The following is a 25831-nucleotide window of genomic DNA, read 5'->3' as shown; positions in this document are numbered from 1 at the left end:
CCTACTATAACAGTGTTAAAGAATTGAATGTTGGGATGTCGAGTTGATATTTCATATACGTGACGACGCTCAAAAGCAGTGCAAGCGCTCGGTTGGGATCAATATCGTGATCCATATCTAAAGAAGTATATAACAAATTTTTAAGCATGACAATATCCGCCGCCCTAAGATCCGCTTGAAAAGGCGGTGCATTGGCATGCAGCGGCGGCATATACCCCAGTAATGTAATGTATTTGATGCTGAAACTCAAAGCGAGAACTTCCGGATTCCCGCCTTCGGCCATCAGACCCAAGGCTTTTTTTAACATCAAAAAAAGCTGTTCGCTGGGATGGCGTTCCAACTGTGACTTTAAGATCAGTTCGGACAGGAACCCGGCAAGCACCATCTTCCGGTAATCACTGCGCAAACCGTAGTTCATCGTGACAATATTCACCGGGTCCATATAGTAAAAATTGCGACCCTCGGTGAGCTTGGCCGTCAAGACCACGTGGTTTTGAGACACGCTCATCAGTCGGGACCTCGGCCGCATGGCACCCTTTGCCATCACACTGACCAGACCCGCTTCTTTAGTATAGAGTTTTAGAATCTTACTTGTATCCTGAAACTTGGTCTCTGAAAGCACGATGGCTTCAGTCATCACATTATTCATAGCCAAAGTTCTTGAGCTTCAGATCTTTTTCCCGCCAATTTTTTTCCACTTTTACCCAAAGTCTCAAATTCACTTGAATATCTAAGAGTAGCTCAATCTCTCGGCGAGCGGCAGTGCCTATTTTTTTGAGCATCTTTCCGCCTTTACCGATGACAATGGCTTTGTGAGAATCCCGCTCCACATAAATGGTGGCTTCCACATCACAAATAGCCTTGTCCTCCCGCCATTTCATGGATTCAATGGCAACGGCCACTCCGTGAGGCACCTCTTCCGAGAGAAAGCGCAGTGCCTTTTCACGAATGAGCTCCGAGACCACGAATTTCTCCGGCTGATCCGTCACCAAATCCTCGGGATAATACTGAGGTCCTTCAGGCAAGTAGGTCTTTAAGGTATCCAGATAGTGGGCCACACCGTCGTTCTCCAACGCCGAGATGGGAATGATTTCATCAAACAAATCCATGGCGCTATAGTTTTCAATCAGAGCCAGAAGCTCTTCTTTCACAATAGTATCAATTTTATTGATAAGCAAAATAACCGGTGTCTTATGGTTTAATGCCGTAAGCATCTTTAAAATATTTTTATCCACGCGCCCCGGACTCTTGGAAGTGTCCACCATATACGTGATGACATCCACTTCACTTAACGTATCTTTGGAGGTCTTTAGCATGTAATCGCCCAGCTTATTCTTCGGATCCTGAATGCCCGGTGTGTCCAAAAAGACAGCTTGAAAGTCCGACTCGGTATAGATAAAGGTGATTTTATTTCGCGTCGTTTGAGCCTTGTCGGAAACGCCCGCAATTTTTTGTCCTACCACAGTATTCAGCAAGGTGGACTTGCCCACATTCGGTCTGCCGATAATGGTAATGAAGCCTGATTTAAACATATTTGTCCCCCAATTCCTCTGTTGCAAAGTGGTGCGGCAACAGCTCATCTAACGTGTACACCTGATAGTCATCTTCGGATTTCGCCACGATAATGCGCGCGTCAGCTCCGAATTCCGCAATGACTTGTCGACAGACACCACACGGCAGTGAGGTTGCAACAACAGTTTTAATCTTGCGGTGACCTTCTGAGACCGCCTTGAAAATAGCGGTGCGCTCTGCACAGCAGGTCGGCGAATAGGAGACGATTTCGATATTGCCTCCGGTGTACACACTTCCGTCGTCCATCTCCACAGCCGCACCCACTTTGTAACCGGAGTAGGGTGTATAGGTGCTTTCTTCCTTAGCACGCAGTGCCCGTTGTATAAGTTCTCTATCTTCCATTATCCCACAACCTTAAATACGATAAGAGCGACACTGATCCCCAGTACGGCTCCTGAAATAACTTCCCAAATGGTGTGAATTTTACCTTCCACGCGGCTCTCTGCAACTAAAAGAGCAATGAGAAACGCCGCAAAGGTGACCAAGGCATTCACCGTAATGAGGGCGATAATCGTCGCGGCGGCAAAAGCGAGCGCCGAATGTCCTGAGATGGCGCCGCCTTGAAAATACGTGCCCCCGTTAATCTGTGCTCTGAGATACTTGCCGCCCACAGTGAGAATAAGCACAAGAAGCACAGCTACAAAGGCCAGGTGCACGTCGGAATTGACAATACGTACAATGCCGCTTTCCGTCCAGTCGGCCACTTTGCGATAAAAGAGCAGATACCCCACAATGACCGCCGTTATCGCAGAAAGCATCACCGCACCTGCCGACACATCTTTCACATACTTGGCAATAGGATCGTAGTCCTGGACGATCATGTCCACACAGCGTTCGATGGCTGTGTTAAACATTTCACAGACCACGACGAAAATAATGGCCATGACGAGGACAATGAATTCCGTGCGTGTAAAATCCATAAAAAGAGAAAAGAAAATAGTTCCCACCGCGGCAAGGTAGTGGAATTTTAAATTTCGCTCGGTTTTTAGCGCTGAAACAATCCCCTGAACGGCATAGTTAAACGATGCAATAAATCCGCCTTTTTTCATAACAGTTGCTCCATAATAGCCTTCTCTTCCCTGCGCATGACGCTTTTATCGTCTTCATTCATATGATCATAGCCTAAAAGGTGCAGAACCGAATGCACCGTGAGATAGGTGACTTCCCGAGCGTTGGAATGGCCCAGCTCCGCCGCCTGTTCCAGGACACGGCGTGTGTTGATCACCACATCGCCAAGATTGACCATCGGTAAATCAAACTCCTGCTCCAGCGGAAAGGACAATACATCCGTAGTGCGGTCGACCCCGCGATAGTCCCTGTTCAGTTCACGAATTTCGTCGTCCCCTACGAAGGACACACTCACTGCCACATCGCCCTCAATGCCCTCGTAAGCCACAGCGGTCTCAATGGCGTGGGCAACCAACTGCTCCAGCTCTTCGGTAATAGGGACGTCGTCCTGTCTGTTATCAATATACAGTTCCATCAGGACCTCTTTTCATAGCGATCATACGCCGCTAAGATTCGCTGTACGAGCGGATGACGCACAATATCTTTATTGCTCAGGTACTTGATCCCCACGCCGTTTACGTTCTTTAAAATGCGAAGCACGGTTTTCAAACCGGACTTTTTGGTGCTCGGAAGGTCTGTTTGTGTGATGTCGCCGGTGATGATCGCCTTGGACCCGTAGCCCAGCCGTGTGAGAAACATCTTCATCTGTTCATTGGTCGTGTTTTGCGCTTCATCTAAAATGACAAAGGCACTGTCCAGTGTGCGTCCACGCATATAGGCTAAAGGTGCCACCTCAATCATGTTCTTTTCCACATACTTGTTGTAGTTCTCCACGCCGAGCATTTCGAAAAGGGCATCGTAGAGTGGACGCAAGTAGGGATCCACTTTCATTTGCAAATCCCCGGGCAAAAATCCCAAGCTCTCTCCCGCTTCCACAGCCGGGCGTGTGAGAATAATGCGGTTTACTTCCTGATTTTTAAACGCCCTTACTGCACAGGCCATAGCCAGATAGGTCTTCCCCGTACCGGCAGGCCCCACGCCGAAACACACATCATTATTCTTAATAGCGTCCAGATATTCCCGCTGTCCGATAGTCTTCGGGCGAATGGGTTTACCCATGGCCGTATAGACCACCGTCTCTGAAAGCAAACCCGCCACGGACTCCGTGTTGCCATCTTTAATCATAGAGAGGGCGTAGTCAAAATCGCTCTTCTCCAAGCTCTTTTGCCGCCGGATAATTTCAATCATATTCTCCAAAAGGATTTTACCAAACTCCGCCTTCTCACCGCGGACTCGAATAAAGTGTTCCTCCGGCTTCACCGACACGTTCAAAGCCTTCTCCATAGCAATGTAGTACTCGTCCAACTTACCCCCGAGAGCACTGCGCTCTTCAGGGTTTAAATTTGAAATATCAACTGTAAATTCCGTCAATCGAATACCTCCTGTGACCTTTTATTATAGCATATTAGCCGCTTTTCTAAAATGCCAATAAAAAAGGGAGATTATCTCTCCCTCATAGCTAACGGTTTGTCTAAAATTTCTTTGAGCACCACGGCATATTGAATCCCCTGAGGATCCAGACCTTTTAACACGCCTCGTCCCGTCACGGCGGATGTGCCTACAGCAGCCGTGACAAGTGATACTGCGGCCTCTTCCCCTTGTTCTGCAGCGCGTTTGAGTTCATATGCCTCTCGTTCAGCCTGATCCCGTTTGATCTTTAAAAGCGCCGCTTCCTTCACATGGCCATACCGTTCCCGTTCGTCCGGGAAAAGCTTCACGTCTTCCGTAGCTACCTCGGACTCGGCAAAGAGCTTGGCGTCGTCAGACTTCGACGGACGAAGTTTCTCATCAAGCTTGGCTTGATCTTTCGGTGAGAGGTGCGGTCTCAGAGATTTGAAAAAATGTCCGCCCCATTTTTCCAGAGCGTCACCGACCTTTTTTGTCTCCGGATCGGCTTTCAGTTCATAGAGCAGCTCCTCCATAAAACTCTTCCCCGTCCCAGTTGTCTTTGAAGCTACCGCTGTCTGAACAGCTTCCTTCTTTTGTCTCAAGGCATCGGCGGTACGGGTCGGCACAGTCTTCACAGTAGGCATCGGTGCATCGAATTTATGCGGTGCAGCGTACTCGGATTGACTCATGGACGACCGTTTCACCTCTGTCACAAGAGGTGCGGCGCCGCCGGTACTTCCCCAGCGTTCTTTGTCCATAGCTTGGAGGTAGGCCTTTTCCTCCTTGAGTTTATCCCGTTCCAGACGGATGCGCCTCTCTTCCTCGGCCATGGCCTGGCGATGCCGTTTGGATTCCGTCGCCATCTCGTCCACCAGCTTTTGATACTCTTGTTGCTTGGCTTTCTTTTTCTTGTCCAGGGACACATTGACAAATAAAATGGCAACCCACATCACCACGGCAATAATGATATTCGAATAATCACTCATACGATCCATCCTCTACCTTTTCGTCTTACTTCTTGTCCTCGCCCTCCGGATCCGACACTTTGGAAATAGCTTTGCGCATATCCGTATCCGAGTTGATGTTTTCCATCTTGTAGTAATCCAATACGCCCAGGTTGCCGTTACGCAGTGCTTCCGCCATGGCAAGAGGCACATCCGCCTGAGCTTCCACCACTTTGGCTCTCATAGCTTCCACTTCCGCCTTCATTTCCTGTTCACGAGCCAGTGCCATCGCACGACGCTCCGAGGCTTTAGCTTCCGCAATCCGCTTGTCGGCTTCAGCCTGATCGGTTTGAAGTCGTGCGCCGATGTTGCGGGCAACATCCACATCAGCAATATCAATGGAAAGAATTTCAAAGGCTGTCCCGGAGTCCAACCCTTTTTCCAATACCACTTTGGAGATGGAATCCGGATTTTCAAGAACGGCCTTATAGGTGACCGAAGAGCCTACCGTGGTAACAATACCTTCCCCGACACGGGCGATGATCGTCTCTTCCCCGGCACCGCCGACAAGACGATCGATGTTGGCGCGAACCGTCACTTTCGCCTTGACGATCACTTCAATCCCGTCTTGAGCTACAGCGGAAATATTCGGAGTTTCAATAACTTTCGGATTAACTGAAACTTGAACCGCTTCTAAAACATTTCGGCCTGCAAGGTCAATGGCGGCGCCCCGCTCAAAAGTGAGGTCGATATTTGCACGCTCGGCAGCGATGAGCGCATCGACCAGGGTGTTCACATTACCGCCGGCCAAATAATGACCTTCCAGCTCACCGGTGCGAAGTTCAAGACCCGCTTTGGTAGCCTTAATCATCGGATTGACAATCCGACCCGGTTTAACCCGGCGTAAACGCATCCCGATCAGATCGGAAATACGGACTTTAACCCCTGAGAAAAAGGCCGTAATCCAAAGACCGACCGGCACAAAGGAAAAAAACAAAATCAATAGAACGATACACAGGATAATGAATCCGCCACCTAACAATACACCGCTGTCAAACATGGGACCTCCTTACGAAGACTTTTGAGCCTTCCACTTTATACACCTCAACCGCTTCATTCTTTTCAATGTAGCCGTCTACAGAAATAGCTTCATATTGCATACCGTTAAAAATAATATACCCCGTCGGACGCATGACCGTTTTCGTCACGGCACAGTCACCAATGGCAATCAACGGCGTGTCCACACTCAGATACCCACCCTCTCTGGTGGAGGCGTGGGAGAGCTGCAGCCGACTGAACAGCACAGACTTCATACCCCGTTTCACCATAAAAATCACAAGGAGTATAGTCAGTACGAGAGCAATACTCAGACTGGTCACCGCCGCTTCCACACTCGGCATACTTAAAAAGAGTCCGGTAAAAATGGCGACAATGCCGCTGACCCCGGCAAGGCCGAACCCAGGCATCATGACTTCAATCACCACGAGGATAAGTCCCAGGGCAAAGATGGCAATGGCGTGCCAACTGGAATTGCCGGTGATAAGCGTGCCGGTGAAATACAGGGCAAAGAAAATAATACTCAAAATGCCACCGATTCCGAAACCCGGCATAAACATTTCCACGACAAAGGCCAGTATGCCGAGAGTAAGGAGCGTACTTGCCACAGTCTGTTGTGAGATGAAATTAACAAACCGATCCGTCGTGTCCATACGAGCCGTCTCATCAGCCCGGAGATGTTCACTGTCAAGAGCGGCGTCAAAATTGTCCACATAACCGTCGGCAAGTCCCAAAGTTTTTGCCTTGTCCCCATTCACGTTAAGCAGCTTGCCCTTTTCCACGACACCGGGAATATTGATATCCGCATCCGCCATGGCCGCCACCGCTTGGGGATCCCGGCCTCGCTGCGACGCCGTATCCTCTAACACGCTGCGCCAATAGGAGAGAATTTTTTCACTGTTGGGGACAGGCTCTGCCGATCCCATGGTGCTCCCTCGCACCATGTAGACTTTTTCCGCCGCCATGGTGATAAGTACGCCGGCAGACTCGGCCTTATTGTCCACGACGGCGACGGTGCGGGCCGGTGTTGCAAAGATACTGTCCTTGATGGCTTCCGCAGCGACAATTTGACCGCCGTAGGTGTCCACTTTAAGCACTGCCGTGTCATCGTCTCCAAGGCCTGAGAGCACCTCGTCCACAAAATTGGCCAAAGCGCCGTTGATGTCTCCTTCAACAGGTACAACCACCGTCTTCGCCTGCACCACGGTGCTCATGATGAGCACCAAAAGCAAACTCAATGCGAACTTCTTCATATCAATCACCCTTTAAAATAAAAAAATACCTAGAGATTATCCCTAGGCTTTTAACATTTGTCCAGCAATTTTACTAACGAGCTTACCGTCAGCTTTTCCTTTAACCATAGGCATAACATTCTTCATTAGTTTACCCATTTCATTAGCGGATGTAATACCTTCTTTGTCCATGACATCTTTGATCATCGATGCAATGTCGTCTTCTGAAAGTTGCTCTGGTAAGTATTTGAGCAGAATGTCAATCTCAGCATTGGTCTTGTCAACCAAATCCTGTCGATTGCCACGTTCAAACTCTTCGATGGATGAACGACGTTCTTTCACTTCTTTGTTGATGACATCGAGGATATCATCGTCATTAAGCTCTTTGCGCTCATCGACTTCTCTTTGTTTTATACTGGCTCGAATGAGTGTGATAGTATCTTTTGCTAACTTATCTTTATCTTTCATGGCCTGCTTTAAGTCGGCCATCAAAGTTTCTTTGTAGGACATACTATACCTCAGTGTCTGGAGCGCTTCTTTCTACGCGCTTCTTCAGACTTTTTCTTTCTCTTTACGCTTGGTTTTTCGTAGTGTTCTCTCTTACGGTATTCCTTAAGAACGCCGCTGGTTGCACATTGTCTCTTAAAGCGTTTAAGAGCGTTGTCTAACGTTTCGTTTTCGCCGACTCTGATTTCTGACATGGTTTCCCCTCCCCTCATAGAAAGGTAGCTTTCGCTAATTCCTAACTATTATACATAATATACGATGATTTTTCAATAAAATTTTACTTTTGTCCGGGGATAAAGAACCTGCTGAACCCCTATGAGGGCCATCAACCCGGCGGCCACGTCAGCGAACGTCCGCCCAGAACATGAAAATGCAAGTGATCCACGCTCTGTCCGCCGTCTTCTTTCGTGTTGGCCACAACACGGTACCCGTTTTCCAAACCCATCTCGGCAGCAAGCTTTTGAATGGTCAAAAAGATGTGCCCGATGAGCTCCTTGTGTTCCGGTTTTAACTCGTCAATGGAACCGATATGCGCCTTAGGCACCACCAGAAAATGAACCGGTGCCTGAGGATCGATATCCTTAAAGCAATAGATGAAGTCATCCTCGTAGACTTTACTTGACGGTATCTCACCTTTTATAATATCGCAAAACAGACACATAAGCCCTCCTTATACGAATTGTGCAATAAACGGTTCGTCGTCTCCGCCTACTATTTTAACAGATTTTACCTTGTTTTTTAAGTCCGTGTCGGCGGCGACGGCAACTTTTAGATAGTTCGACGTATAGCCGACCCACTTCCCGTCCACCTCTTCTTCAAAGAGGGCCTCAAGCGCCCCCTGTCCATAGGCAAAATCCCGCGCCAACGCATCGCCGATGGCAATGAGCCGATTGGAACGCTGTTGCTTGATGTGGCCATGGATTTGATCGGTGCGCCTGGCCGCCGGTGTGCCATTGCGCATGGAATACTTAAAGACGTGAATGCGGGAAAAGCCGATTTGTCGGACGAAGTCGCAGGTGCTGTCAAACTCCTCGTCCGTCTCACCGGGAAACCCTACAATGACATCCGTGGTGATGCCGGCGTGGGGATAGACCTGGCGAATCATCGCCACGACATGGGCATACTCTGCTGTGGTATAGTGACGATTCATCTCTTTTAAGACTTTGTCGTTGCCGCTTTGAAGGGAGAGGTGGAAATGATCACAAAATTTCCCCGTGGCCTTAGTGCGGCGAAGAAAGTCCTCCGTGACGGTCATCGGTTCTACGGAGCTAAGACGTATCCGCTCAATTCCCTCCACCGTCGCCACACCTTCGATAAGGCTCACCAAATCCTTGCCATCGTCGTTGTAAGAGCCGATGTGGATCCCGGTGAGCACCACTTCCTTATAGCCGGCTTCGGCAAGGCGCCTGGCTTCCGCCACCGCATTGTCCACTGTACGGGAACGAATCCGTCCCCGAGCATAAGGGATAATACAGTAGGTGCAAAACCGGTTGCATCCGTCCTGCACCTTCATGTAAGCACGGGTCATATCCTGTTCTTTGGAAATGGCAATACTTTGAAACTCGCCGTCCTCGGTGATGTCCCGCACACAATTGATCTGCTCACCGTGTTCCAACACCTGTTCCACCAGGCGAACAATATCACTTCGCTCCGTTGTCCCCAGAACGATGTCCACACCCTCCATCGCCGCCACTTCCTCCGGCGAGGTTTGGGCATAGCAGCCTACCACGGCAATGACGGCCTCGGGATTGTCCCGTTTCGCCCGTCGAATAATCTGACGGGACTTGCGATCCGAGAGGTTGGTCACCGTGCAGGTGTTGATGATGCACACGTCGGCGGCATCGGTGTCCCCCACTTCCATGTAGCCGTGATCCTCAAAGTTCTCCCGCATCGCTTCCGATTCATATTGATTGACTTTACACCCTAAGGTGGTTATGGAGAATGTCTTCATAGTTTCCTTTCTAAGAGACTGATGAGCTGGAATGCGCCGCAAAGTGCCGCCGTCTCAGCCCGAAGAATGCGCGGCCCCAAGGTGATGATGTGAGCGCCCATGGCCTGTAACTGATCCACTTCACCCTCGGTAAAACCGCCCTCCGGTCCGATGACCAGGCCCACGCGTTGGGAGGCGAGTTCAAGGTCATAAGCCGTCGTGCCGGCCGCATTTTCATAGCAAACCACCAACTCGCCGTCAAAGGCTTTCAGGTCCGCCACCGTAACAGGCTCCAGTACCTCGGGTATCGTGTCCCGCTTGGACTGCTTCGCCGCAACTTCCGCGAGCGTCTGCCAGCGTTTGAGCTTCTTGTCCACCTTTCCCTCAAGCTTCACCACGTTATTCGCGGCGATAAGGGGCAAAATGCTGTGCACACCCACTTGGACACAGCTGTTGATGACCTGTTCCATCTTATCGTTTTTGATCAGCGCCTGAATGAGGACAACTTCTCCCGGCGCTTCGTGAGAAGCCGTTTTTTGACCTACCGTTTTAAGATAGATTCTGCCGTCGTCCTCTTTAAGAAAGACCGCTTCCACGACCCCGTCCGAGCGAACACAGTCCACCACTTCCATGGGGCGAATGCGCAGCACCTTAAAGTGATGAGAGTCCTTCTCCGAGAGGATCGACGTCACCCCGTCCACGACGTCGCCGAAGAACCTATACACGACGCGCCTCAACCATGGCCCAGCCGCCGAGACGTTTGGTATCCAACAACTCAAAGCCTTCCGCCTGTAACGCTTCAGTGACCAGATCCAGTTTCTCGACAATAATGCCGGAGGTAATAAAGATGCCGCCAACTTTTAGATGGTGTTTCAAGTCCCCCACCATGCCGGCGATCACTTCGGCGATAATGTTGGACACAATGAGATCCGCTTCCCCGTCAATGACCTCAAAAAGATCCCCTTGATGGATCGCCATCCGGTCCGCCACCTCATTGAGCTCGGCGTTTTCATGAGTCTGAACGACACAGGCGGCATCAATATCCACCGCCACCACGTGCTCAGCTCCCAGCTTTAACGCCGCGACGCCGAGAATGCCCGAGCCGCATCCGATGTCAAAAACCTCGTCTCCCTTTGTCACATACCGCTCCAAAGCTTCCAGACACATAAACGTCGTCTCGTGAGTGCCGGTGCCGAAAGCCATTCCCGGTTCAATAATGACGCGGGTGGTGTGCGTCCCGTCATAGCTGAGCCATGACGGCACAATAACCACATCTTCCCCCACTTCCACCGGCTCATAGTACTTCTTCCAGTTGTTCGCCCAATCCTCATCGTCCGTCGTGGTCAGCTCACAGGTGCCGAATTCTTCAAGGGCGCTCTGCAGTGCCAGTGCGCGCTCTCGGTCATGACCTTCAAAGTAGACCCTGTAGGTGCGAGATCCCGGTTCAACGGCAAGCACCGACTCATCCACAAAGTCCCAGGCATCCTTTTGGCGATCCAGCTCGTCGATGATCTCCGAGCCGGTCTCTTCAAAGATGTAGCAGTCGTGGTCATACAACGTCGTCACAACATCGTCACGATGAGCGTCTGTCGTTTTTAAAAAGAGTTCAATATAGACCATGGGTCACCTCAATCGAAAAAGTCTTTGATTTTATCAAAGAGAGATTTGTTTTGACTTACGGTATCGCCGCTGTTACTGCGCAACTCTTCCAGCAAGGCGCGCTGTTCGTCGGTCACTTTCTTCGGAATAATGATCTCCGTGGTAAAGTAGAGATCGCCCACAGCATCCCGCTTTACAAAAGGTACGCCCTTGCCTTTAAGGCGAAAAGTCTTTCCGCCCTCCGTCCCGGCCGGCAGTTTGTAATCCACCAGTTCCTTCAACGTCGGCACTTTGATATCCGCCCCGAGAACCGCGTCCATGTAGGTAATTGGAAGCGTCACATGGAGATCATAGCCGGACCGTTTGAAAACCTCATCTTCCCGTACCGAGATATAGACGAAAAGATCGCCGTTGGGGCCGCCCTTTTCTCCGGCGTGGCCGCCTTCTCGCACTGAGACAATGGTGCCGTTGTCCACCCCGGCGGGAATATTCACCTTGATCTTCTTGGTATTCACTTCCGTGCCGGCGCCGTGACAGTGCTTGCACGGCGACTTGATAATCTCGCCGGTGCCGTGGCATTTGTCACAGGTCACCACGCGGACAAAGCGGCCGAAAGGTGAATTTTTTTCCACGTGCATTTGTCCCGTACCGTGACACTTGTCACAGGTCTCTTTCGTGGTCCCGGGTTCGGCACCACTGCCGCCGCAGACGTGACAGGTCTCTCGAACACGCAGGGAAATTTCCTTTTCCGTGCCGAAAACCGCCTCTTTAAAGTCCAAGGTCAAATCGTAGCGAATGTCATCCCCCTTCACCGGACCGTTGTAGTTGCGGGTAAAGCCGCCGCTGAATCCGCCGCCGCCGAAAATATCGAAAATATCTCCGAAAAGATCGGAGAAGTCGGCGCCGTACGAGCCGCCTGCCGCCGCACCCTTGAGCCCTTCTTCCCCATACATATCGTAGGTTTTGCGCTTGGTCTCATCGGAGAGGACTTCATAGGCGAAGCTCACTTCTTTAAACTGTTTCTCCGCATTCTCATCCCCTTGGTTCAAGTCGGGATGGTATTTTTTTGCCAGCTTTTTATAAGATTTTTTTATTTCAGCTTGAGTCGCCGACGAACTCACTTCTAAAACGTCATATAAATTTCTCAATTTTCCACCACATTTCTAAAGTTTTATTCTACCGTGAAAAGACAAAAAAATAAAGCTAAATCACTGGGATTTAGCCTTATCTTCTCTACATTTATTTGCTTTCATCGTCGTCGACGACTTCATAGTCCGCATCGACCACATCGTCTTTAGGAGCTTCCCCTTGACCTTCTGCGCCGGCTTGTTGATAAATTTGTTCTGAGACCGCATAGAATGCTTGCGTTAAGGCTTCAGTTTTGCTCTTGATGTCGTCAATGTTGTCACTGTCTTTGACATCTTTGAGCTCTGCAATAGCCTTTTCGATGTTCTCTTTATCTTCCGGTTTGATCTTGTCGCCAAGTTCATTCAATGTCCCTTCGGATTGATAAATCATGGTATCGGCTTGATTGCGAGCTTCAATTAAATTTTTCTTGTTTTCATCTTCCTTGGCATACATTTCAGCCTCTTTAACCTTCTTTTCGATTTCGTCGTCAGTCAGGTTGGAAGATGAGGTGATGGTGATGTGCTGTTCTTTTCCCGTGCCGAGATCTTTTGCGGAGACGTTCACAATACCGTTGGCATCGATGTCGAAAGTAACTTCGATTTGTGGAATGCCGCGGCGTGCCGGTGCGATACCGTCCAGTTGGAAACGACCCAAGGTGATATTGTCGCTTGCCATTTGACGTTCCCCTTGAAGCACGTGGACGTCAACGGAAGTTTGGTTGTCCGTCGCTGTGGTGAAAGTTTGGCTCTTCTTGGTCGGAATTGTCGTGTTGCGCTCGATAAGACGTGTGGTGACGCCACCCATGGTTTCAATCCCAAGAGACAGCGGCGTAACATCTAAGAGCAGCAAGTCTTTCACATCGCCGGAGAGAACACCGCCTTGAATAGCTGCCCCGAGGGCCACACATTCATCAGGATTGATATCCTTTTGCGGTTCTTTGCCGACTAAGTTCTTAATAAAAGCCTGTACGGCAGGAATACGTGTCGAACCGCCGACGAGAAGAATCTTATCAATATCTGAAGGGCTCATACCTGCATCGGAGATGGCGTCTTTAACCGGCTGTTCAGTAGCTTTGACCAGATCCTTGGTCAGCTCGTCGAACTTCGCACGAGTCAGATCCATGTTAAGGTGAAGCGGACCTTCAGCGGTGGCGGTGATAAACGGCAGGTTGATGTTGGTGGACATGGTGGAAGAAAGCTCTTTCTTAGCTTTTTCAGCCGCTTCTTTTAAACGTTGTAAGCTCATCTTGTCCTGTTTCAAATCCACACCGTGTTCCTTTTTGAACGATTCGGCGATGAAGTCGATAATCTTTTGGTCAAAGTCGTCGCCGCCGAGCTTGTTGTTGCCTCGTGTGGAGTGAACTTCAAAGACCCCGTCGGAGAGTTCCAAAATGGACACGTCGAAAGTCCCGCCGCCAAGGTCATAGACCATGACCGTTGTGGATTCTGCGTCTTTGTCTTCACCATAAGCCAGAGCCGCGGCAGTCGGTTCGTTGACAATACGTTTTACTTCAAGGCCTGCAATTTTTCCTGCGTCCTTCGTCGCTTGACGTTGGGCGTCAGTGAAGTATGCCGGTACGGTGATAACCGCTTCGGTAATCTTTTCGCCGAGGTAAGATTCCGCATCGGCTTTGAGTTTTTGAAGAATCATTGCGGAGATGTCTTGCGGCGTGTACTTTTTGCCGTCAATGGTGACCGTGTGATCCGAACCCATGTGACGTTTGATGGATTGAATGGTGCGATCAGGGTTGGTGATCGCTTGACGCTTTGCAGTTTCCCCTACCAGACGTTCCCCGTCTTTGGTAAAAGCAACCACAGATGGCGTGGTGCGGTTCCCTTCAATGTTAGGAATGATCGTCGCTTCATTACCTTCCATAACTGCTACCGCAGAGTTGGTTGTCCCTAAGTCAATTCCGATAATTTTTCCCATAAATAGTTCCTCCCTTAAGTGTTATCCTTTATTGTGATACCTTGACCATGGCAGGTCGTAGAATTTTGTCATTGATTTTATAGCCTTTTTGAAGAATGTCGAGAACCGTGTCCTCTTTCACACCCTCTCTGGCTTCGACCAACACGGCGTGATGGATGTTGTGATCAAAAGGCACATCCACACCGTCGATGGCTTCCACGTTATAGCGTTTCAAAAGTTCGAGAAGCTGCGCATAAATCAGCTCCACCCCTTCGCGGAATTTCTCATCACCGCTTGCACCTGCAAGGGCACGTTCGAAATTGTCCACAATGTTCAGAAGCTCCAGAAGCACCTTTTCGCTCCCGAGGGACGCATACTCCCGCTTTTCATTTTCCGCACGGCGCCGATAGTTGGTAAAGTCCGCCTGCAATCGCATGAGCTGATCTTTCAGCTCGTCTTCACGAGAGACCCCGGCGTCACCTTCAGGGTCCGCCGCCTCAGTGGTATCTGTCTGTGCATCGGCCACGTCCTCGGTCACGGACGTGTCATCGCCTGTATGCACCTCAGTGTCCTCAGTCATGTCTGTCGTCTCCGCCTCGTCTTGGCGGTCATGTTTGTCTTTTTGCACCTTATCACCTCAAAAGTTTATCTATTGACCTGTTGAGCAGTCGGCTCATGGCCACGACGTTTTTGATCTGGGCCTCGTAGTCCAGATGCTGCGGACCAAGTATACCCAGTTTCCCGCAAATCACATCGTGCTCATCGCCGAATCTCGCCAGAATAATGGCATTGTCCTTTAAAAGTCCCCCCTTGTCCTCATCGGAAATCACCACGCAAAGGTTGTCGTTAAAATCGCTCAAATGTTTTTTGAAGTCCTGGCCTTCAACGAGCGCCATAATTTCAAAAGCCTCCTTTTGTGTGAGGGCATCTTTGAAATTAAAGACATTTTTAAGACCGGAGTAGTAGAAATCAACTTTCTTTTCCTTCCGATCAAACGCGCTGATCCGCTGTGTCACAAGCTCGACAAGATCCTTGTGCCGGCCAGCCTCGCCGCGAAGATAGACATCGAAGCTGTCCAGATCCGCAAGGTCCACACCGCTGAAATAACTGTTCAGCGCCGCACTCAAACCCCGTGCCGTGTCATCGTCCATGGGAATCGCCGTGGGCAGAAAGTGTTTTTCCACAGCCCCTCGATTTCCCACCACAAGAAGCAACACACTGCGGCGGTCCATGGGAATAATCTGTATCAGTTTGATACCCCGTGCCCGACGCTGCTCCGTAATCACATAGGCAATGTAACCCGACGCCTCGGCCAGGCGCTCCACCGCTTCGTGATAGAGTTCCTTCAGCGTGCCCTTGAGAGGACTTTCCTCCTCGTCGCCAAAAGCCGACGGACCCAGCTCGCTGAAATGACGGTTCAGTTCATCCACATAAAACCGATAAGCTTTGGAAGAGGGGATTCTGCCCGCTGACGTGTGGGGCTTGTTCAGATACCCCAAGTCCTCCAGGTCCGCCATCTCGTTGCGAATGGTGGCGGAACTCACGCCGAAATCATAGCCTTTTTGCAGCGTGCGTGACCCCACAGGCATGGCCGATTCAATGTAGGAACGAATAATGGCATTTAAAATTTTTTCCTTTCTCGAATCCATAGCACCACCCTTTGTTAGCACTACTTCTAAGTGAGTGCTAAAGCTTATGAACTAATAATACGCCATTAGTCAAAGAATGTCAAGATTATTTTTTGACTTTTTTCACATTTCCCCTCCGCCGTCACGGAATGGCCGGGTCATAGATTTCAATTGAATTTTAAATATGATAAAATGGACGATGATATAAGCTTAAGGAGGCTCTTATGAACTCAACCAATCCAAATAAAGACAAACGCGAGAACACGGTGCTCAGTTATCTCGGCACCTTTGCCGTGGCCATCGTCCTCGCGCTGCTTATTAAGACATTTATATTCAGTTCCAACATGGTGGTCGGCGAATCCATGGAACCGACCCTCCATCAGGACGACCGTCTCATCGCCCTCATCCTGCCCCTTCGATTCTCCGATCCCGACCGCGGCGACATCGTCATCATCGACGCGCCGGATGAAGAGGGTAAAGACTACATCAAGCGTGTCGTCGGCGTCCCCGGGGACACCGTGAGCATCCACGACGGCGTGGTCTTTTTAAACGACGAGCCTTTGGACGAGGACTACACCTCATCGGATTACACTGAAATTTACAACGCCTCGGAGTGGACCCTCGGCGAGAATGAATTTTTCGTCATGGGGGACAACCGACTCCCCGGCAAGAGCATGGACTCACGGTACTTCGGGCCCGTGGAAAAAGCTCACGTCAACGGCGTCGTCAAACTGCGCTTCTGGCCGCTGTCCCGAGCCGGAATTATGAACTGACCGAACTAAGGAGATGTCATGTCGCGACAAGATTTTATTCGAAACTTTTCTATTATTGCACATATCGACCACGGCAAGTCCACCCTTGCCGATCGCATGATTGAGATGACCGGCATGCTCACACAGCGTGAGATGCAGTCCCAGGTGTTGGACTCCATGGAACTGGAGAAAGAACGGGGCATCACCATCAAGCTCAAAGCCGTCCGTCTGATCTACAAAGCCGAGGACGGCAATGAATACACCTTCAATCTCATCGACACCCCGGGCCACGTGGACTTCAACTACGAAGTGTCCCGCTCCCTCGCCGCCTGTGAGGGCGCCATCGTCGTGGTGGATGCGTCTCAGGGGGTGGAAGCTCAGACCCTCGCCAACGTCTACCTCGCCCTGGATCAGGACTTGGAACTCCTCCCCGTCCTCAACAAAATCGATCTGCCCTCCGCCCGTGTGGACGAAGTGAAGCAGGAAATTGAAGACATCATCGGACTGGACACCGAAGGGGCGCCGTTGATCTCCGCCAAAAAAGGCATCGGCATCGACGCCGTCTTTGAAAAAATCGTCGAAGTCATTCCGCCGCCTCGAGGGGACGAATCCAAGCCCCTAAAGGCCCTCATCTTCGACTCCTATTACGACGCCTATAAGGGCGTCATCTGCTACGTGCGCATCGAGGACGGTCAGGTGAAGCCCGGCGATGAAATCCACATGGTCAACACCCAAAAGACCTTTGAAGTCGTGGAAGTCGGCGTGGTCACCTCGGCCCATATGCCCCTGGATAAACTTCGAGCCGGCGACGTCGGCTACATCACCGCCAGCATCAAAAACGTCCGGGACGCCACCGTCGGCGATACGATCACCGGCGCCAAAATCCGCACCGAGAGTCCTTTCGCCGGCTATAAAAAAGCCATGCCCATGGTCTACTGCGGCATCTATCCCGGCGAGGGCGAAGAGTATACCGAAGTGCGAGACGCTCTGGAAAAACTTCAGGTCAACGACGCGGCACTGGATTTCGAAGCGGAGACCTCCGTCGCACTGGGATTCGGTTTTCGCTGCGGCTTTTTAGGTCTTCTGCACATGGAAATCATTCAGGAGCGTCTGGAGCGGGAGTTCGATCTGAACATCGTTACCACCTCCCCGTCCGTCATCTATCGAGTGACCACCAACGCCGGTCAGGTTCTGGAAATTCAAAATCCGTCCAACCTGCCGAACCCGTCGGAAATTGCAAAGATAGAAGAGCCCATCGTCCGTGCCGAAATCATGACACCCACCGACTATGTCGGCGCCATTATGGACCTCTGCCAAAACCGTCGAGGCACCTTTATCGACATGACCTATCTGGAAGAGACCCGAGCCCTCATCAAATACGACCTGCCTCTGAACGAAGTCATCTACGACTTTTTCGACGCCCTCAAATCCAAAACCCGAGGCTACGCCTCCTACGACTACGAACTCATCGGCTACCGGGAAAGTGACTTGGTCAAACTCGACATTCTCATCAACAGCAACGTCGTCGACGCATTCTCCATCATCGTCCACGAGTCCACCGCCTATGCCAAGGGACGGCGGATCTGCGAAAAGCTCACCGACGTCATCCCTCGCCATCAGTTCGCCGTACCGATTCAAGCGGCTGTGGCAGGCAAAATCATCGCCAGAGAAACCATCCGCGCCCTGCGAAAAGACGTCCTCTCCAAGTGTTACGGCGGGGACATCACCCGAAAACGCAAACTCTTGGAAAAACAAAAAGAGGGGAAAAAGCGTATGCGCATGGTGGGGGAAGTGGAAGTCCCGCAAGAAGCCTTCCTGGCCGTACTCAAATACGACGAAGAAAAATAACGAGAAAACTAATGAACAAACCTGTAACGTCCCGACCACGGGACTTTCTTTCTACCCGAAAACAAGACCTCTCCCTCTACATTCACATCCCTTTCTGCACGTCCAAATGTAGCTACTGCGACTTCTACAGCGCCCCGGGAGACAGCGCCGCCGTCGCCGGATACTTCCGCGCCCTCCGCGGTGAAATTGATGACTATGCCGACTTTTTAGCGACCAAGGACATCGTCTCCGTCTTTATCGGCGGCGGCACACCGAGTGCCGTGCCCCCTAGCTACCTCAGAGACGTACTATGCCACATCGAGAGCATCACCCCTCTCACCGGCGCTGAAATCACCACCGAGGCCAATCCCAACTCCCTCACCTCAGCCTTTGTCGACACCGTGACAGAGGCCGGCGTCAACCGCATCTCCCTCGGCATTCAAAGCTTAAACCCGAAGCTTCTCCGCCTCCTGGGTCGTGCCCACACCGCCTTCGACGCCCACGCCGCCGCCGAGCTCGTCACAAGTCGGGGTCTCAACGTCTCCGTGGACTTTATGCTGGGTCTTCCGGGACAAACTCCGTCGGACATCGACGCCACGCTGGACTTTGTAGACAGGTACGATATTCCCCACGTCTCTTATTACAGCCTCATCGTAGAAGAAGGCACCCCCCTCTACGCCATGAGAGACCGTCTTCCCTTTTTAGACGATGAGGCGGACCGCGCCCTCTACCACAGAGCTTCCAACGGCCTGTGCCACATGAACAGACGCTCCTACGAGCTCTCCAACTTCGCAAAGCCGGGGTTTGAGTGCCGTCACAACCGCCGCTACTGGACCCTGGAAAACTATCTCGGCTTCGGTCCCACCGCCGCCGGAAATATCGACAGCTTGCGCTATAAAAACACCGCCTCCCGTGAAGCCTACATCAAGGGCGAACTCACCTACGAGATGGAACACCTCTCCACCATCGATCGAATCAACGAGTGGCTCATACTTGCCCTGCGCACGTCGGAGGGAATCGACCCCGAAGCTTTCGCCCGCCGCTTTGGAAGAAACTTTGACGCCGTGTACGCCACACCCCTCGCAAAGCACCTGAAACGTCGCACCATAGCCGAGGAGCACGGCCGTTACGTCCTCACCGACCTGGGCAAAGACCTCGCCAACACCGTCGAGCTCGACTTTTTTACCCTGTGAGTAGAAATGCCTTGTAAAGCCGCGTCTGAGATGGTATAATATCAAAAGCGTAAAAAGAAGTGTGGAGGTGAATTTCATGGCAAATATTAAATCAGCGATAAAGAGAATTGATGTGACCAAGCGTAACACGCTCCGTAACAAATCTCAAAAAAGCGAACTTAAGAATATGATTAAAAAGTTTGAAAACTTAATTGATACTGATAAAACTGATGACGCAAGTGTCCTCTTACGTCAAATCGACAAGAAGCTTAAAAAAGCCGTTTCCAAAAACGTGCTTCACAAGAACAATGCATCACGTAAGATGTCAAAACTTGCTAAAAAATTAAACTCTGCAAAATAAGACTCGGGTTCGCCCGAGTTTTTTTATTGCCCTTGCCGAGGACATAAAAAGACCGCCTATACTCCATAGGCGGTTTTGATTTACTTGGCTGTGTCAATCACGTCGGTCCAGTTTTCCAATTGGCGACCGAAGGCGTCGATGCCGCCTCGGCGTTCCAGTCGGTGGGTGTTCGCCGCTTCGACGATCTCATAGTAGTACCAGTCGGTGACGTTGAGGTCGGTGAAGGCTTTGAGCTCGCTGTGGTCTTCGACGGCAACGCCGTCGGCCACACGGTCAAACATGCGGTTTAAGATCGTGACGGCTTCGCCACGGGTGAGTGTCGCGTCAGGACGGAAGGTCCCGTCGTCGTAGCCGATGATGCGCTTGTTCCCCGCAATTTTTTCAATGGCCGCTTCGTACTTGTGACCGTCGATGTCGGAGAAGGTCGCTTTGTCGGTGCTGTCTTTATCTAAGACGGCGAGCATGGCGGCAAATTCCCCGCGGGTGATGGCGTCGTTCGGACGGAGCTTCCCGTCTTTATCATCAAGCATGCTCAGGGCTTTGGCAGTGAGGACGTAGTCGCTGTACCATGCGTTAGCGTCCACGTCGTGGTAGACGGCATCGTCGTGGGTGAGGCTCTTGCCTGCCAGACGAAGGACCATGGCGGCGGCTTCCCCGCGGGTAACGTCGCCTTCTGCCATCACGGTGCCGTCAGGATAGCCGGTGAGGTAGGCGGTGTGAACTTCAGTGTCCTTGTCTTTTGCCGGTTCAGGAAGGGGTGCCACAAGCCATGACCCCGATGAGGTTGGTTCCTCAGGGACGTCCGGTTCATCTGGTATCGGATTAGTCAGATAGAGATGGATTTGAGATGCGGTGGCGGCGTCGTCCTCACTGATGGTAAAGCGTTGGTCGTTACTTTCTTCCGTTTTATAGATGGTCCCGTCGGCGTCGTAATAGTCGATGGTAAATGGGCCTTTGAGCGCCACGTCAGTACTGCCGGCGGTCATCTTGCTGAGCCAGACTTCTTCCAAGCTTTTGGTGTTGCTAAGCTCCCCTAAGGCTGTCACAGCCTGAATGCCTCCATTGCGGAAGTCCAGTTTTTTTACCTTTTTTGCGCCGTAAAACATATCATCCATTCTTTCAATGCTGGCTAAGTTCCAATGGCTGATATCGGGATTGGCTGCCGGTGCTTGTAAAAACATACCCGTCATATCCTTAACTTTCGAGACATCCCACTTACTCACATCGGGATTGGCAATATGACCGGTCCAGTTATGAGTATCGACCGGTTCACCAACTGTACCTCCCCCATAGAAATAGAGGTTATCTCTACCCCCAAACATATGCGCCATGCTTTCAACATTCGAGGTATCCCACTTACTGACATCCGGGTTGGCTGCTAGTGCATTTTCAAACATCTCATCCATAGTATAGACCTTGGATACATCCCAATTACTCACATCCGGATTGGCCACTCTCGTATTCTTAAACATTTGTATCGTCTCTACAACACTAGAAGTGTCCCAGTTGCTGACATCCGGATTGGCGGAGTCTGCTTCCATAAACATGACTCCCATCTCTGTAACGTTAGACACATCCCAATGGCTCACATCCGGATTGGCGGCATGCGTGTCATAAAACATACCCAGCATAGTAGTAACCTTAGACGTATCCCAACGGCTCACATCCGGATTCGTCGATTTGGAATACGCAAACATGCCATACATACTTGTGACATTAGAGGTATCCCAGTTGCTGATATCCAAATTCACTATATCCGACAACTCAAACATCGACGTCATATTCGTCACATTGGACGTGTCGATGTCCTTGGCGATGTCCAACTGTCCCTCATATGCGGCAAAGAAATAAGTACAGTCGTCCGGAAACTGTATACCGGATTCAATGATAATTAAATCCGTAGGCAAATGCCCAAAATCCTCTGGTACTTCCCCCCATCCTGGCCAATCCGAACCTGTAATTTGATCCAGCTTACCCTGTCCATAGAGTCTCAAGGTGCGGGTATCAGGATTATAGTCCGAATAGACGGTGCCGTCTGATGGTACCTCTTGTGTTATAATCTCCGCCGCCCACACGTGGGTGGTGACGGTGACGACTAGACACAGCCACAGCGCCAGTGCCGTGACAATTTTCTTTTTCATAGTCCCTCCTTAAATAAAAAAGCGGCAAAAATAGACCTCTTAAATAAGGTCTACTTTGCCGCTTCTATGTGGGCGCACAAAAAGATTACCGTCTGTCCGTCTGTCCGTCTGTCCGTCTGTCCGTCTGTCCGTCTGTCCGTCTGTCCGTCTGTCCGTCTGTCCGTCTGTCCGTCTGTCCGTCTGTCCGTCTGTAGATTGTACCGATAGCAGTCATCTCTGTCCACCCTTTCTATAGTTTACTCCCAAATTATAATGCTTTTTTACCGCGTTGCCTAGTACTTTTTCACGATACCTCAGTTTTTTTAGTTTTATCGGATTAGGTCCACGTCCCTTGTCTTAGATAGTCGGCGACGAAAGAGTGGACGCCAGTGAGCCAAGCTCTCGTCTTTTCTTCGCATTCCTATCCGAACATGTTGCCGTGAACCGACGATGCCTCCCATCCATCCGGCAAGGTTGCACGTCCCACTGCATAAAAAGACCGCCTATGATGACATAGGCGGTTTTAATTTATCTGGCTGTGTCGATCACGTCGGTCCAGTTTTCCAATTGGCGACCGAAGGCGTCGATGCCGCCTCGGCGTTCCAGCTCGTGGGTGTTTGCCGCTTCGACGATCTCGTAGTAGTACCAGTCGGTGACGTTGAGGTCGGCGAAGGCTTTGAGCTCGCTGTGGTCTTCGACGGCAACGCCGTCGGCCACACGGTCAAACATGCGGTTTAAGATCGTGACGGCTTCGCCTCGGGTGAGTGTCGCGTCAGGACGGAAGGTCCCGTCGTCGTAGCCGATGATGCGCTTGTTCCCTGCGATTTTTTCAATGGCCGCTTCGTACTTGTGACCGTCGATGTCGGAGAAGGTCGCTGGTTCGGTGCTGTCTTTATCTAAGACGGCGAGCATGGCGGCAAATTCCCCGCGGGTGATGGCGTCGTTAGGACGGAGCTTCCCGTCTTTATCATCGAGCATGCTCAGGGCTTTGGCGGTGAGGACGTAGTCGCTGTACCATGCGTTAGCGTCCACGTCGTGGTAGACGGCATCGTCGTGGGTGAGGCTCTTGCCTGCGAGACGAAGGACCATGGCGGCGGCTTCCCCGCGGGTAACGTCGCCTTCTGCCATCACGGTGCCGTCAGGATAGCCGGTGAGGTAGGCGGTGTGACGCTCGGTGGCTGTGTCGTTGTCTTTAGCTGGGGTTGCCAGAGGGGCAACGAACCAAGAGCCGGATGAGGTTGCCTTCTCAGGTACTTCCGGCACATCCGGTTCGGTTGGGTCGATTGGTGTCGGGTCATCCGGATCAATCGGCGTCGGGTCATCGGGTTCAGTCGGTTCATCCGGTGTCAGGTTTGGCACATACAGATGGATCTGTGCCGCCTTTTCGGCGTCCTCGCCGCTGATGGTAAAGACTTGGTTGTCAATGGTTTCAGTTTTATAGATGGTACCGTCAGCGTCGTAATAGTCAATGGTAAACGGCGTTTTTAATGCGAGGTCGGTACTGCCTGCGGTCATTTTGCTGAGCCATGCTTCTTCCAAACTTTTGGTGTTGTCCATGCCCCCTAAATCTGTCACAGCACTGAGACCCCCTTGACGGAAGTCGAGGAACTTCACTTTTTCAGCACCGTAGAACATCTCGCTCATCATGACGACAGAGGACAAATCCCAGTTGGTAATGTCGGGATCGGCCGCTTTGGTAAGGGCAAACATAGCGTACGTATATTGAAGATTGGAAGTATTCCACTTGCTCACATCGGGATTGGCCGCCTGGGCATTATAAAACATACCTTCCATCGTTGTAACATTGGACACATCCCAGTTGCTCACGTCCGGATTGGTGACAAAGGTTGTGGTAAGGGGATCCATAACACTGTCATCTATCGCAAACATATATTCCATTTCCGTGACCTTGGCGGTGTTCCAGTTGCTCACATTGACATTCACAGACGGTGAGTTATAGAACATATAGCTCATTTCCGTGACATTGGACGTGTCCCAACGGCTCAAATCCAAATCCGCAGCGTGCATACCATAAAACATACCTTCCATCGTTGTAACATTGGACACATTCCAACGGCTGACATCGAGACTGGTCGCGAGCGATCCGTCAAAGAGATGACGCATATTGGTGACGTGAGAGGTGTCCCAGTTGCCGACATTGAGGGCGGCTGATTTCGTATTCTGGAACATAGCCTCCATGTTCGTGACATTGGACGTATCAATGTCGTCAGCTATCTCAATCTGTCCCGGAAAGCTGGCAAATAAGCTGGAGCTGTTGTCAGGAAATTGAACTCCCGATTCGATGACGAGTACATCCGACTCCAACGTGCCAAAATTGTCTTGTGTTGAATACCACTTTCCTTGAAGCACAGTGCCTCGTGCTCCAGGGTCCATCTTGCCGTTTCCATAGACTCTCATGGTACGTGTGTCCGGATTATACTCCATACGCACACTGCCGTCTGTCGAAAGTTCATAGGTTTCAAGCTCTGCCGCCCACACGTGGGTGGTGACGGTGACGAGTAGACACAGCCACAGCGCCACCATCATTACGATCTTCTTTTTCATAGTCCCTCCTTAAATAAAAAAAGTAGCAAAATAAACCTCGTAAGGTCTACTTCGCCGCTTATGTGTGGGCGCACAAAAAGATTACCGTCTGTCCGTCTGTCCGTCTGTCCGTCTGTCCGTCTGTCCGTCTGTCCGTCTGTCCGTCTGTCCGTCTGTCCGTCTGTCCGTCTGTCCGTCTGTCCGTCTGTCCGTCTGTCCGTCTGTCCGTCTGTCCGTCTGTCCGTCTGTCCGTCTGAAGATTGTACCGATAACAGCCATCTTCGTCCACCCTTTCTATACTGTCTTACTGGAGAATTATAATGGATTTTTTCGTTTTTTCATAGTTCTTTTTTTGAATCATCGTAAATTTTTTATAGTTTTTTTACAGTGCATGGGTCAACGCCCCTTGCCCGTCATGTGCGATGCCAATCGGTCGCTGCTGCGTTCACGTCCTCTCGCCTTTTGTCCACCGTGTCTGTCCATAAAAGAAGTTGTGAGCCGACGACGTTTCTCCCACACAAAAAGCCGGCAATGCCGGCCTCTCTAAAGACTGTTGATATACTTTTTCACATCTGCGCCTACGTAGACCTTCTCCTCCGTGATGAGAATCGGACGCTTCACCAGCATTCCGTCACTTCCTAGAAGCTGATATTTCTCATCGTCGCTCATGTCTTGCAGGCGGTCTTTCAGCCCCCGCTCCCGATAGCTCATCCCCGATGTGTTGAAGAAACGCTTGAGGGGAAGTCCCGACGTCTTATGCCACGCCTCGAGCTCCTCCGGGGTAGGGTTGTCGTCTTTAATGTCTCTGAACGTATAGTCCAGTCCTTTGTCCTGCATCAGCGCTTCAATCCCTTTACAGGTACTGCACCGATGGTAACCGATAAATAGCATGGTCTCACCTCTCCTACGTTATACCCATTTCCTGTCTGCTGTCAAAAGCTCCTCGCATAGGAATCGTCCGCTCTTGCACCAGGAGAATCGTTAGTCACTTACGTGGCGCCAAGTCTTGCCGCCTCCAACCTGCCACGCCGGCGGTAACGCCTTGTACCGTCCCTGCACGTAAAAGAACCCTTAAAGCGGTGTCACGTTAAGGG

28 protein-coding genes are annotated in these 25831 nt (G+C 50.9%); 4 read left to right on the top strand and 24 right to left on the bottom strand.

Going from position 1 to position 25831, the window contains the following annotated elements:
- Nucleotides 1-4 precede the first annotated feature (4 nt).
- The 19 genes from recO to hrcA all read right to left on the bottom strand — a co-directional run bounded on the left by recO (nucleotide 5) and on the right by hrcA (nucleotide 15982).
- Nucleotides 5-637, bottom strand: coding sequence for a DNA repair protein RecO (gene recO, locus O6R05_RS02220; RefSeq protein ID WP_271191912.1), 633 nt, complete (start codon nucleotides 635-637; stop codon nucleotides 5-7).
- Nucleotides 638-641: 4 nt separating this feature from the next.
- Nucleotides 642-1532, bottom strand: a complete 891-nt coding sequence (gene era / locus O6R05_RS02215; protein ID WP_271191911.1) for a GTPase Era — start codon at nucleotides 1530-1532, stop codon at nucleotides 642-644.
- Entirely contained in the window at nucleotides 1525-1914 is a 390-nt protein-coding gene (gene cdd, locus O6R05_RS02210) for a cytidine deaminase (RefSeq protein WP_271191910.1), read from the bottom strand. Before cdd ends, era begins: the two co-directional genes overlap by 8 nt.
- Nucleotides 1914-2621, bottom strand: a complete 708-nt coding sequence (locus O6R05_RS02205) for a diacylglycerol kinase (RefSeq protein ID WP_271191909.1) — start codon at nucleotides 2619-2621, stop codon at nucleotides 1914-1916. The genes cdd and O6R05_RS02205 overlap by 1 nt, the downstream gene beginning before the upstream one ends.
- Nucleotides 2618-3055, bottom strand: a complete 438-nt coding sequence (ybeY, locus tag O6R05_RS02200) for an rRNA maturation RNase YbeY (protein ID WP_271191908.1) — start codon at nucleotides 3053-3055, stop codon at nucleotides 2618-2620. Before ybeY ends, O6R05_RS02205 begins: the two co-directional genes overlap by 4 nt.
- Complete coding sequence (locus O6R05_RS02195) at nucleotides 3055-4011, bottom strand: PhoH family protein (protein WP_271191907.1); 957 nt, start codon at nucleotides 4009-4011, stop codon at nucleotides 3055-3057. Before O6R05_RS02195 ends, ybeY begins: the two co-directional genes overlap by 1 nt.
- Nucleotides 4012-4082: 71 nt before the next feature.
- Nucleotides 4083-5015 carry a hypothetical protein gene (locus O6R05_RS02190; protein ID WP_271191906.1) on the bottom strand — a complete coding sequence of 311 codons (933 nt, stop codon included), beginning with the start codon at nucleotides 5013-5015 and terminating at the stop codon, nucleotides 4083-4085.
- A 25-nt stretch (nucleotides 5016-5040) separates the two neighbouring features.
- A complete protein-coding gene (gene floA / locus O6R05_RS02185; RefSeq protein WP_271191905.1) occupies nucleotides 5041-6033 on the bottom strand; it encodes a flotillin-like protein FloA in 993 nt (330 codons plus the stop codon).
- Entirely contained in the window at nucleotides 6026-7282 is a 1257-nt protein-coding gene (locus O6R05_RS02180) for an NfeD family protein (protein ID WP_271191904.1), read from the bottom strand. Before O6R05_RS02180 ends, floA begins: the two co-directional genes overlap by 8 nt.
- Before the next feature lie 42 nt (nucleotides 7283-7324).
- Nucleotides 7325-7771 (bottom strand): GatB/YqeY domain-containing protein, encoded by a 447-nt coding sequence (locus O6R05_RS02175; protein WP_271191903.1) that lies wholly within the window; start codon nucleotides 7769-7771, stop codon nucleotides 7325-7327.
- 8 nt (nucleotides 7772-7779) lie between these two features.
- On the bottom strand, nucleotides 7780-7962 hold the full coding sequence (rpsU, locus tag O6R05_RS02170; RefSeq protein WP_271191902.1) for a 30S ribosomal protein S21: 183 nt from the start codon (nucleotides 7960-7962) through the stop codon (nucleotides 7780-7782).
- 131 nt (nucleotides 7963-8093) lie between these two features.
- On the bottom strand, nucleotides 8094-8429 hold the full coding sequence (locus O6R05_RS02165) for a histidine triad nucleotide-binding protein (protein WP_271191901.1): 336 nt from the start codon (nucleotides 8427-8429) through the stop codon (nucleotides 8094-8096).
- A 9-nt stretch (nucleotides 8430-8438) separates the two neighbouring features.
- Nucleotides 8439-9719: a tRNA (N(6)-L-threonylcarbamoyladenosine(37)-C(2))-methylthiotransferase MtaB gene (gene mtaB, locus O6R05_RS02160; protein ID WP_271191900.1), complete on the bottom strand. Its 1281-nt coding sequence runs from the start codon at nucleotides 9717-9719 to the stop codon at nucleotides 8439-8441.
- Nucleotides 9716-10423 (bottom strand): RsmE family RNA methyltransferase, encoded by a 708-nt coding sequence (locus tag O6R05_RS02155; protein ID WP_271191899.1) that lies wholly within the window; start codon nucleotides 10421-10423, stop codon nucleotides 9716-9718. The genes mtaB and O6R05_RS02155 overlap by 4 nt, the downstream gene beginning before the upstream one ends.
- Entirely contained in the window at nucleotides 10416-11318 is a 903-nt protein-coding gene (gene prmA, locus O6R05_RS02150) for a 50S ribosomal protein L11 methyltransferase (RefSeq protein ID WP_271191898.1), read from the bottom strand. Before prmA ends, O6R05_RS02155 begins: the two co-directional genes overlap by 8 nt.
- A gap of 8 nt (nucleotides 11319-11326) precedes the next feature.
- Complete coding sequence (gene dnaJ / locus O6R05_RS02145) at nucleotides 11327-12445, bottom strand: molecular chaperone DnaJ (protein ID WP_271191896.1); 1119 nt, start codon at nucleotides 12443-12445, stop codon at nucleotides 11327-11329.
- A gap of 91 nt (nucleotides 12446-12536) precedes the next feature.
- Nucleotides 12537-14354, bottom strand: a complete 1818-nt coding sequence (gene dnaK, locus O6R05_RS02140; RefSeq protein WP_271191895.1) for a molecular chaperone DnaK — start codon at nucleotides 14352-14354, stop codon at nucleotides 12537-12539.
- Nucleotides 14355-14382: 28 nt separating this feature from the next.
- Nucleotides 14383-14961 carry a nucleotide exchange factor GrpE gene (grpE, locus tag O6R05_RS02135; RefSeq protein WP_271191894.1) on the bottom strand — a complete coding sequence of 193 codons (579 nt, stop codon included), beginning with the start codon at nucleotides 14959-14961 and terminating at the stop codon, nucleotides 14383-14385.
- 4 nt (nucleotides 14962-14965) lie between these two features.
- The gene (gene hrcA, locus O6R05_RS02130; RefSeq protein WP_271191893.1) at nucleotides 14966-15982 is read right to left on the bottom strand and encodes a heat-inducible transcriptional repressor HrcA; all 1017 of its coding nucleotides are present in this window, start codon (nucleotides 15980-15982) and stop codon (nucleotides 14966-14968) included.
- Nucleotides 15983-16185: 203 nt separating this feature from the next.
- Here hrcA and lepB point away from each other — a divergent pair, with 203 nt between their 5' ends.
- From lepB to rpsT, 4 genes are all read left to right on the top strand, one after another.
- Nucleotides 16186-16734 carry a signal peptidase I gene (gene lepB, locus O6R05_RS02125; RefSeq protein ID WP_271191892.1) on the top strand — a complete coding sequence of 183 codons (549 nt, stop codon included), beginning with the start codon at nucleotides 16186-16188 and terminating at the stop codon, nucleotides 16732-16734.
- An 18-nt stretch (nucleotides 16735-16752) separates the two neighbouring features.
- Nucleotides 16753-18561, top strand: a complete 1809-nt coding sequence (lepA, locus tag O6R05_RS02120) for a translation elongation factor 4 (protein WP_271191891.1) — start codon at nucleotides 16753-16755, stop codon at nucleotides 18559-18561.
- Nucleotides 18562-18572: 11 nt separating this feature from the next.
- Nucleotides 18573-19733 (top strand): radical SAM family heme chaperone HemW, encoded by a 1161-nt coding sequence (gene hemW / locus O6R05_RS02115; RefSeq protein ID WP_271191890.1) that lies wholly within the window; start codon nucleotides 18573-18575, stop codon nucleotides 19731-19733.
- Nucleotides 19734-19809: 76 nt separating this feature from the next.
- The gene (gene rpsT / locus O6R05_RS02110; protein WP_271191889.1) at nucleotides 19810-20073 is read left to right on the top strand and encodes a 30S ribosomal protein S20; all 264 of its coding nucleotides are present in this window, start codon (nucleotides 19810-19812) and stop codon (nucleotides 20071-20073) included.
- An 80-nt stretch (nucleotides 20074-20153) separates the two neighbouring features.
- Here rpsT and O6R05_RS02105 read toward each other — a convergent pair whose 3' ends face one another.
- The 5 genes from O6R05_RS02105 to O6R05_RS02085 all read right to left on the bottom strand — a co-directional run bounded on the left by O6R05_RS02105 (nucleotide 20154) and on the right by O6R05_RS02085 (nucleotide 25628).
- Nucleotides 20154-22214 (bottom strand): BspA family leucine-rich repeat surface protein, encoded by a 2061-nt coding sequence (locus O6R05_RS02105; protein ID WP_271191888.1) that lies wholly within the window; start codon nucleotides 22212-22214, stop codon nucleotides 20154-20156.
- Nucleotides 22215-22299: 85 nt separating this feature from the next.
- Nucleotides 22300-22428 (bottom strand): hypothetical protein, encoded by a 129-nt coding sequence (locus tag O6R05_RS02100; protein ID WP_271191887.1) that lies wholly within the window; start codon nucleotides 22426-22428, stop codon nucleotides 22300-22302.
- A gap of 293 nt (nucleotides 22429-22721) precedes the next feature.
- On the bottom strand, nucleotides 22722-24758 hold the full coding sequence (locus O6R05_RS02095) for a BspA family leucine-rich repeat surface protein (protein ID WP_271191886.1): 2037 nt from the start codon (nucleotides 24756-24758) through the stop codon (nucleotides 22722-22724).
- An 81-nt stretch (nucleotides 24759-24839) separates the two neighbouring features.
- Nucleotides 24840-25016, bottom strand: coding sequence for a hypothetical protein (locus O6R05_RS02090; protein ID WP_271191885.1), 177 nt, complete (start codon nucleotides 25014-25016; stop codon nucleotides 24840-24842).
- A gap of 264 nt (nucleotides 25017-25280) precedes the next feature.
- Nucleotides 25281-25628 (bottom strand): arsenate reductase family protein, encoded by a 348-nt coding sequence (locus tag O6R05_RS02085; protein WP_271191884.1) that lies wholly within the window; start codon nucleotides 25626-25628, stop codon nucleotides 25281-25283.
- Nucleotides 25629-25831: the final 203 nt, after the last annotated feature.

The organism is Peptoniphilus equinus, assembly GCF_027921445.1.
Classification (GTDB): Bacteria; Bacillota; Clostridia; order Tissierellales; family Peptoniphilaceae; genus Peptoniphilus; species Peptoniphilus equinus.
Note: the sequence above shows the minus strand (reverse complement) of the source record. Positions and strands in the feature narration are given on the sequence as shown.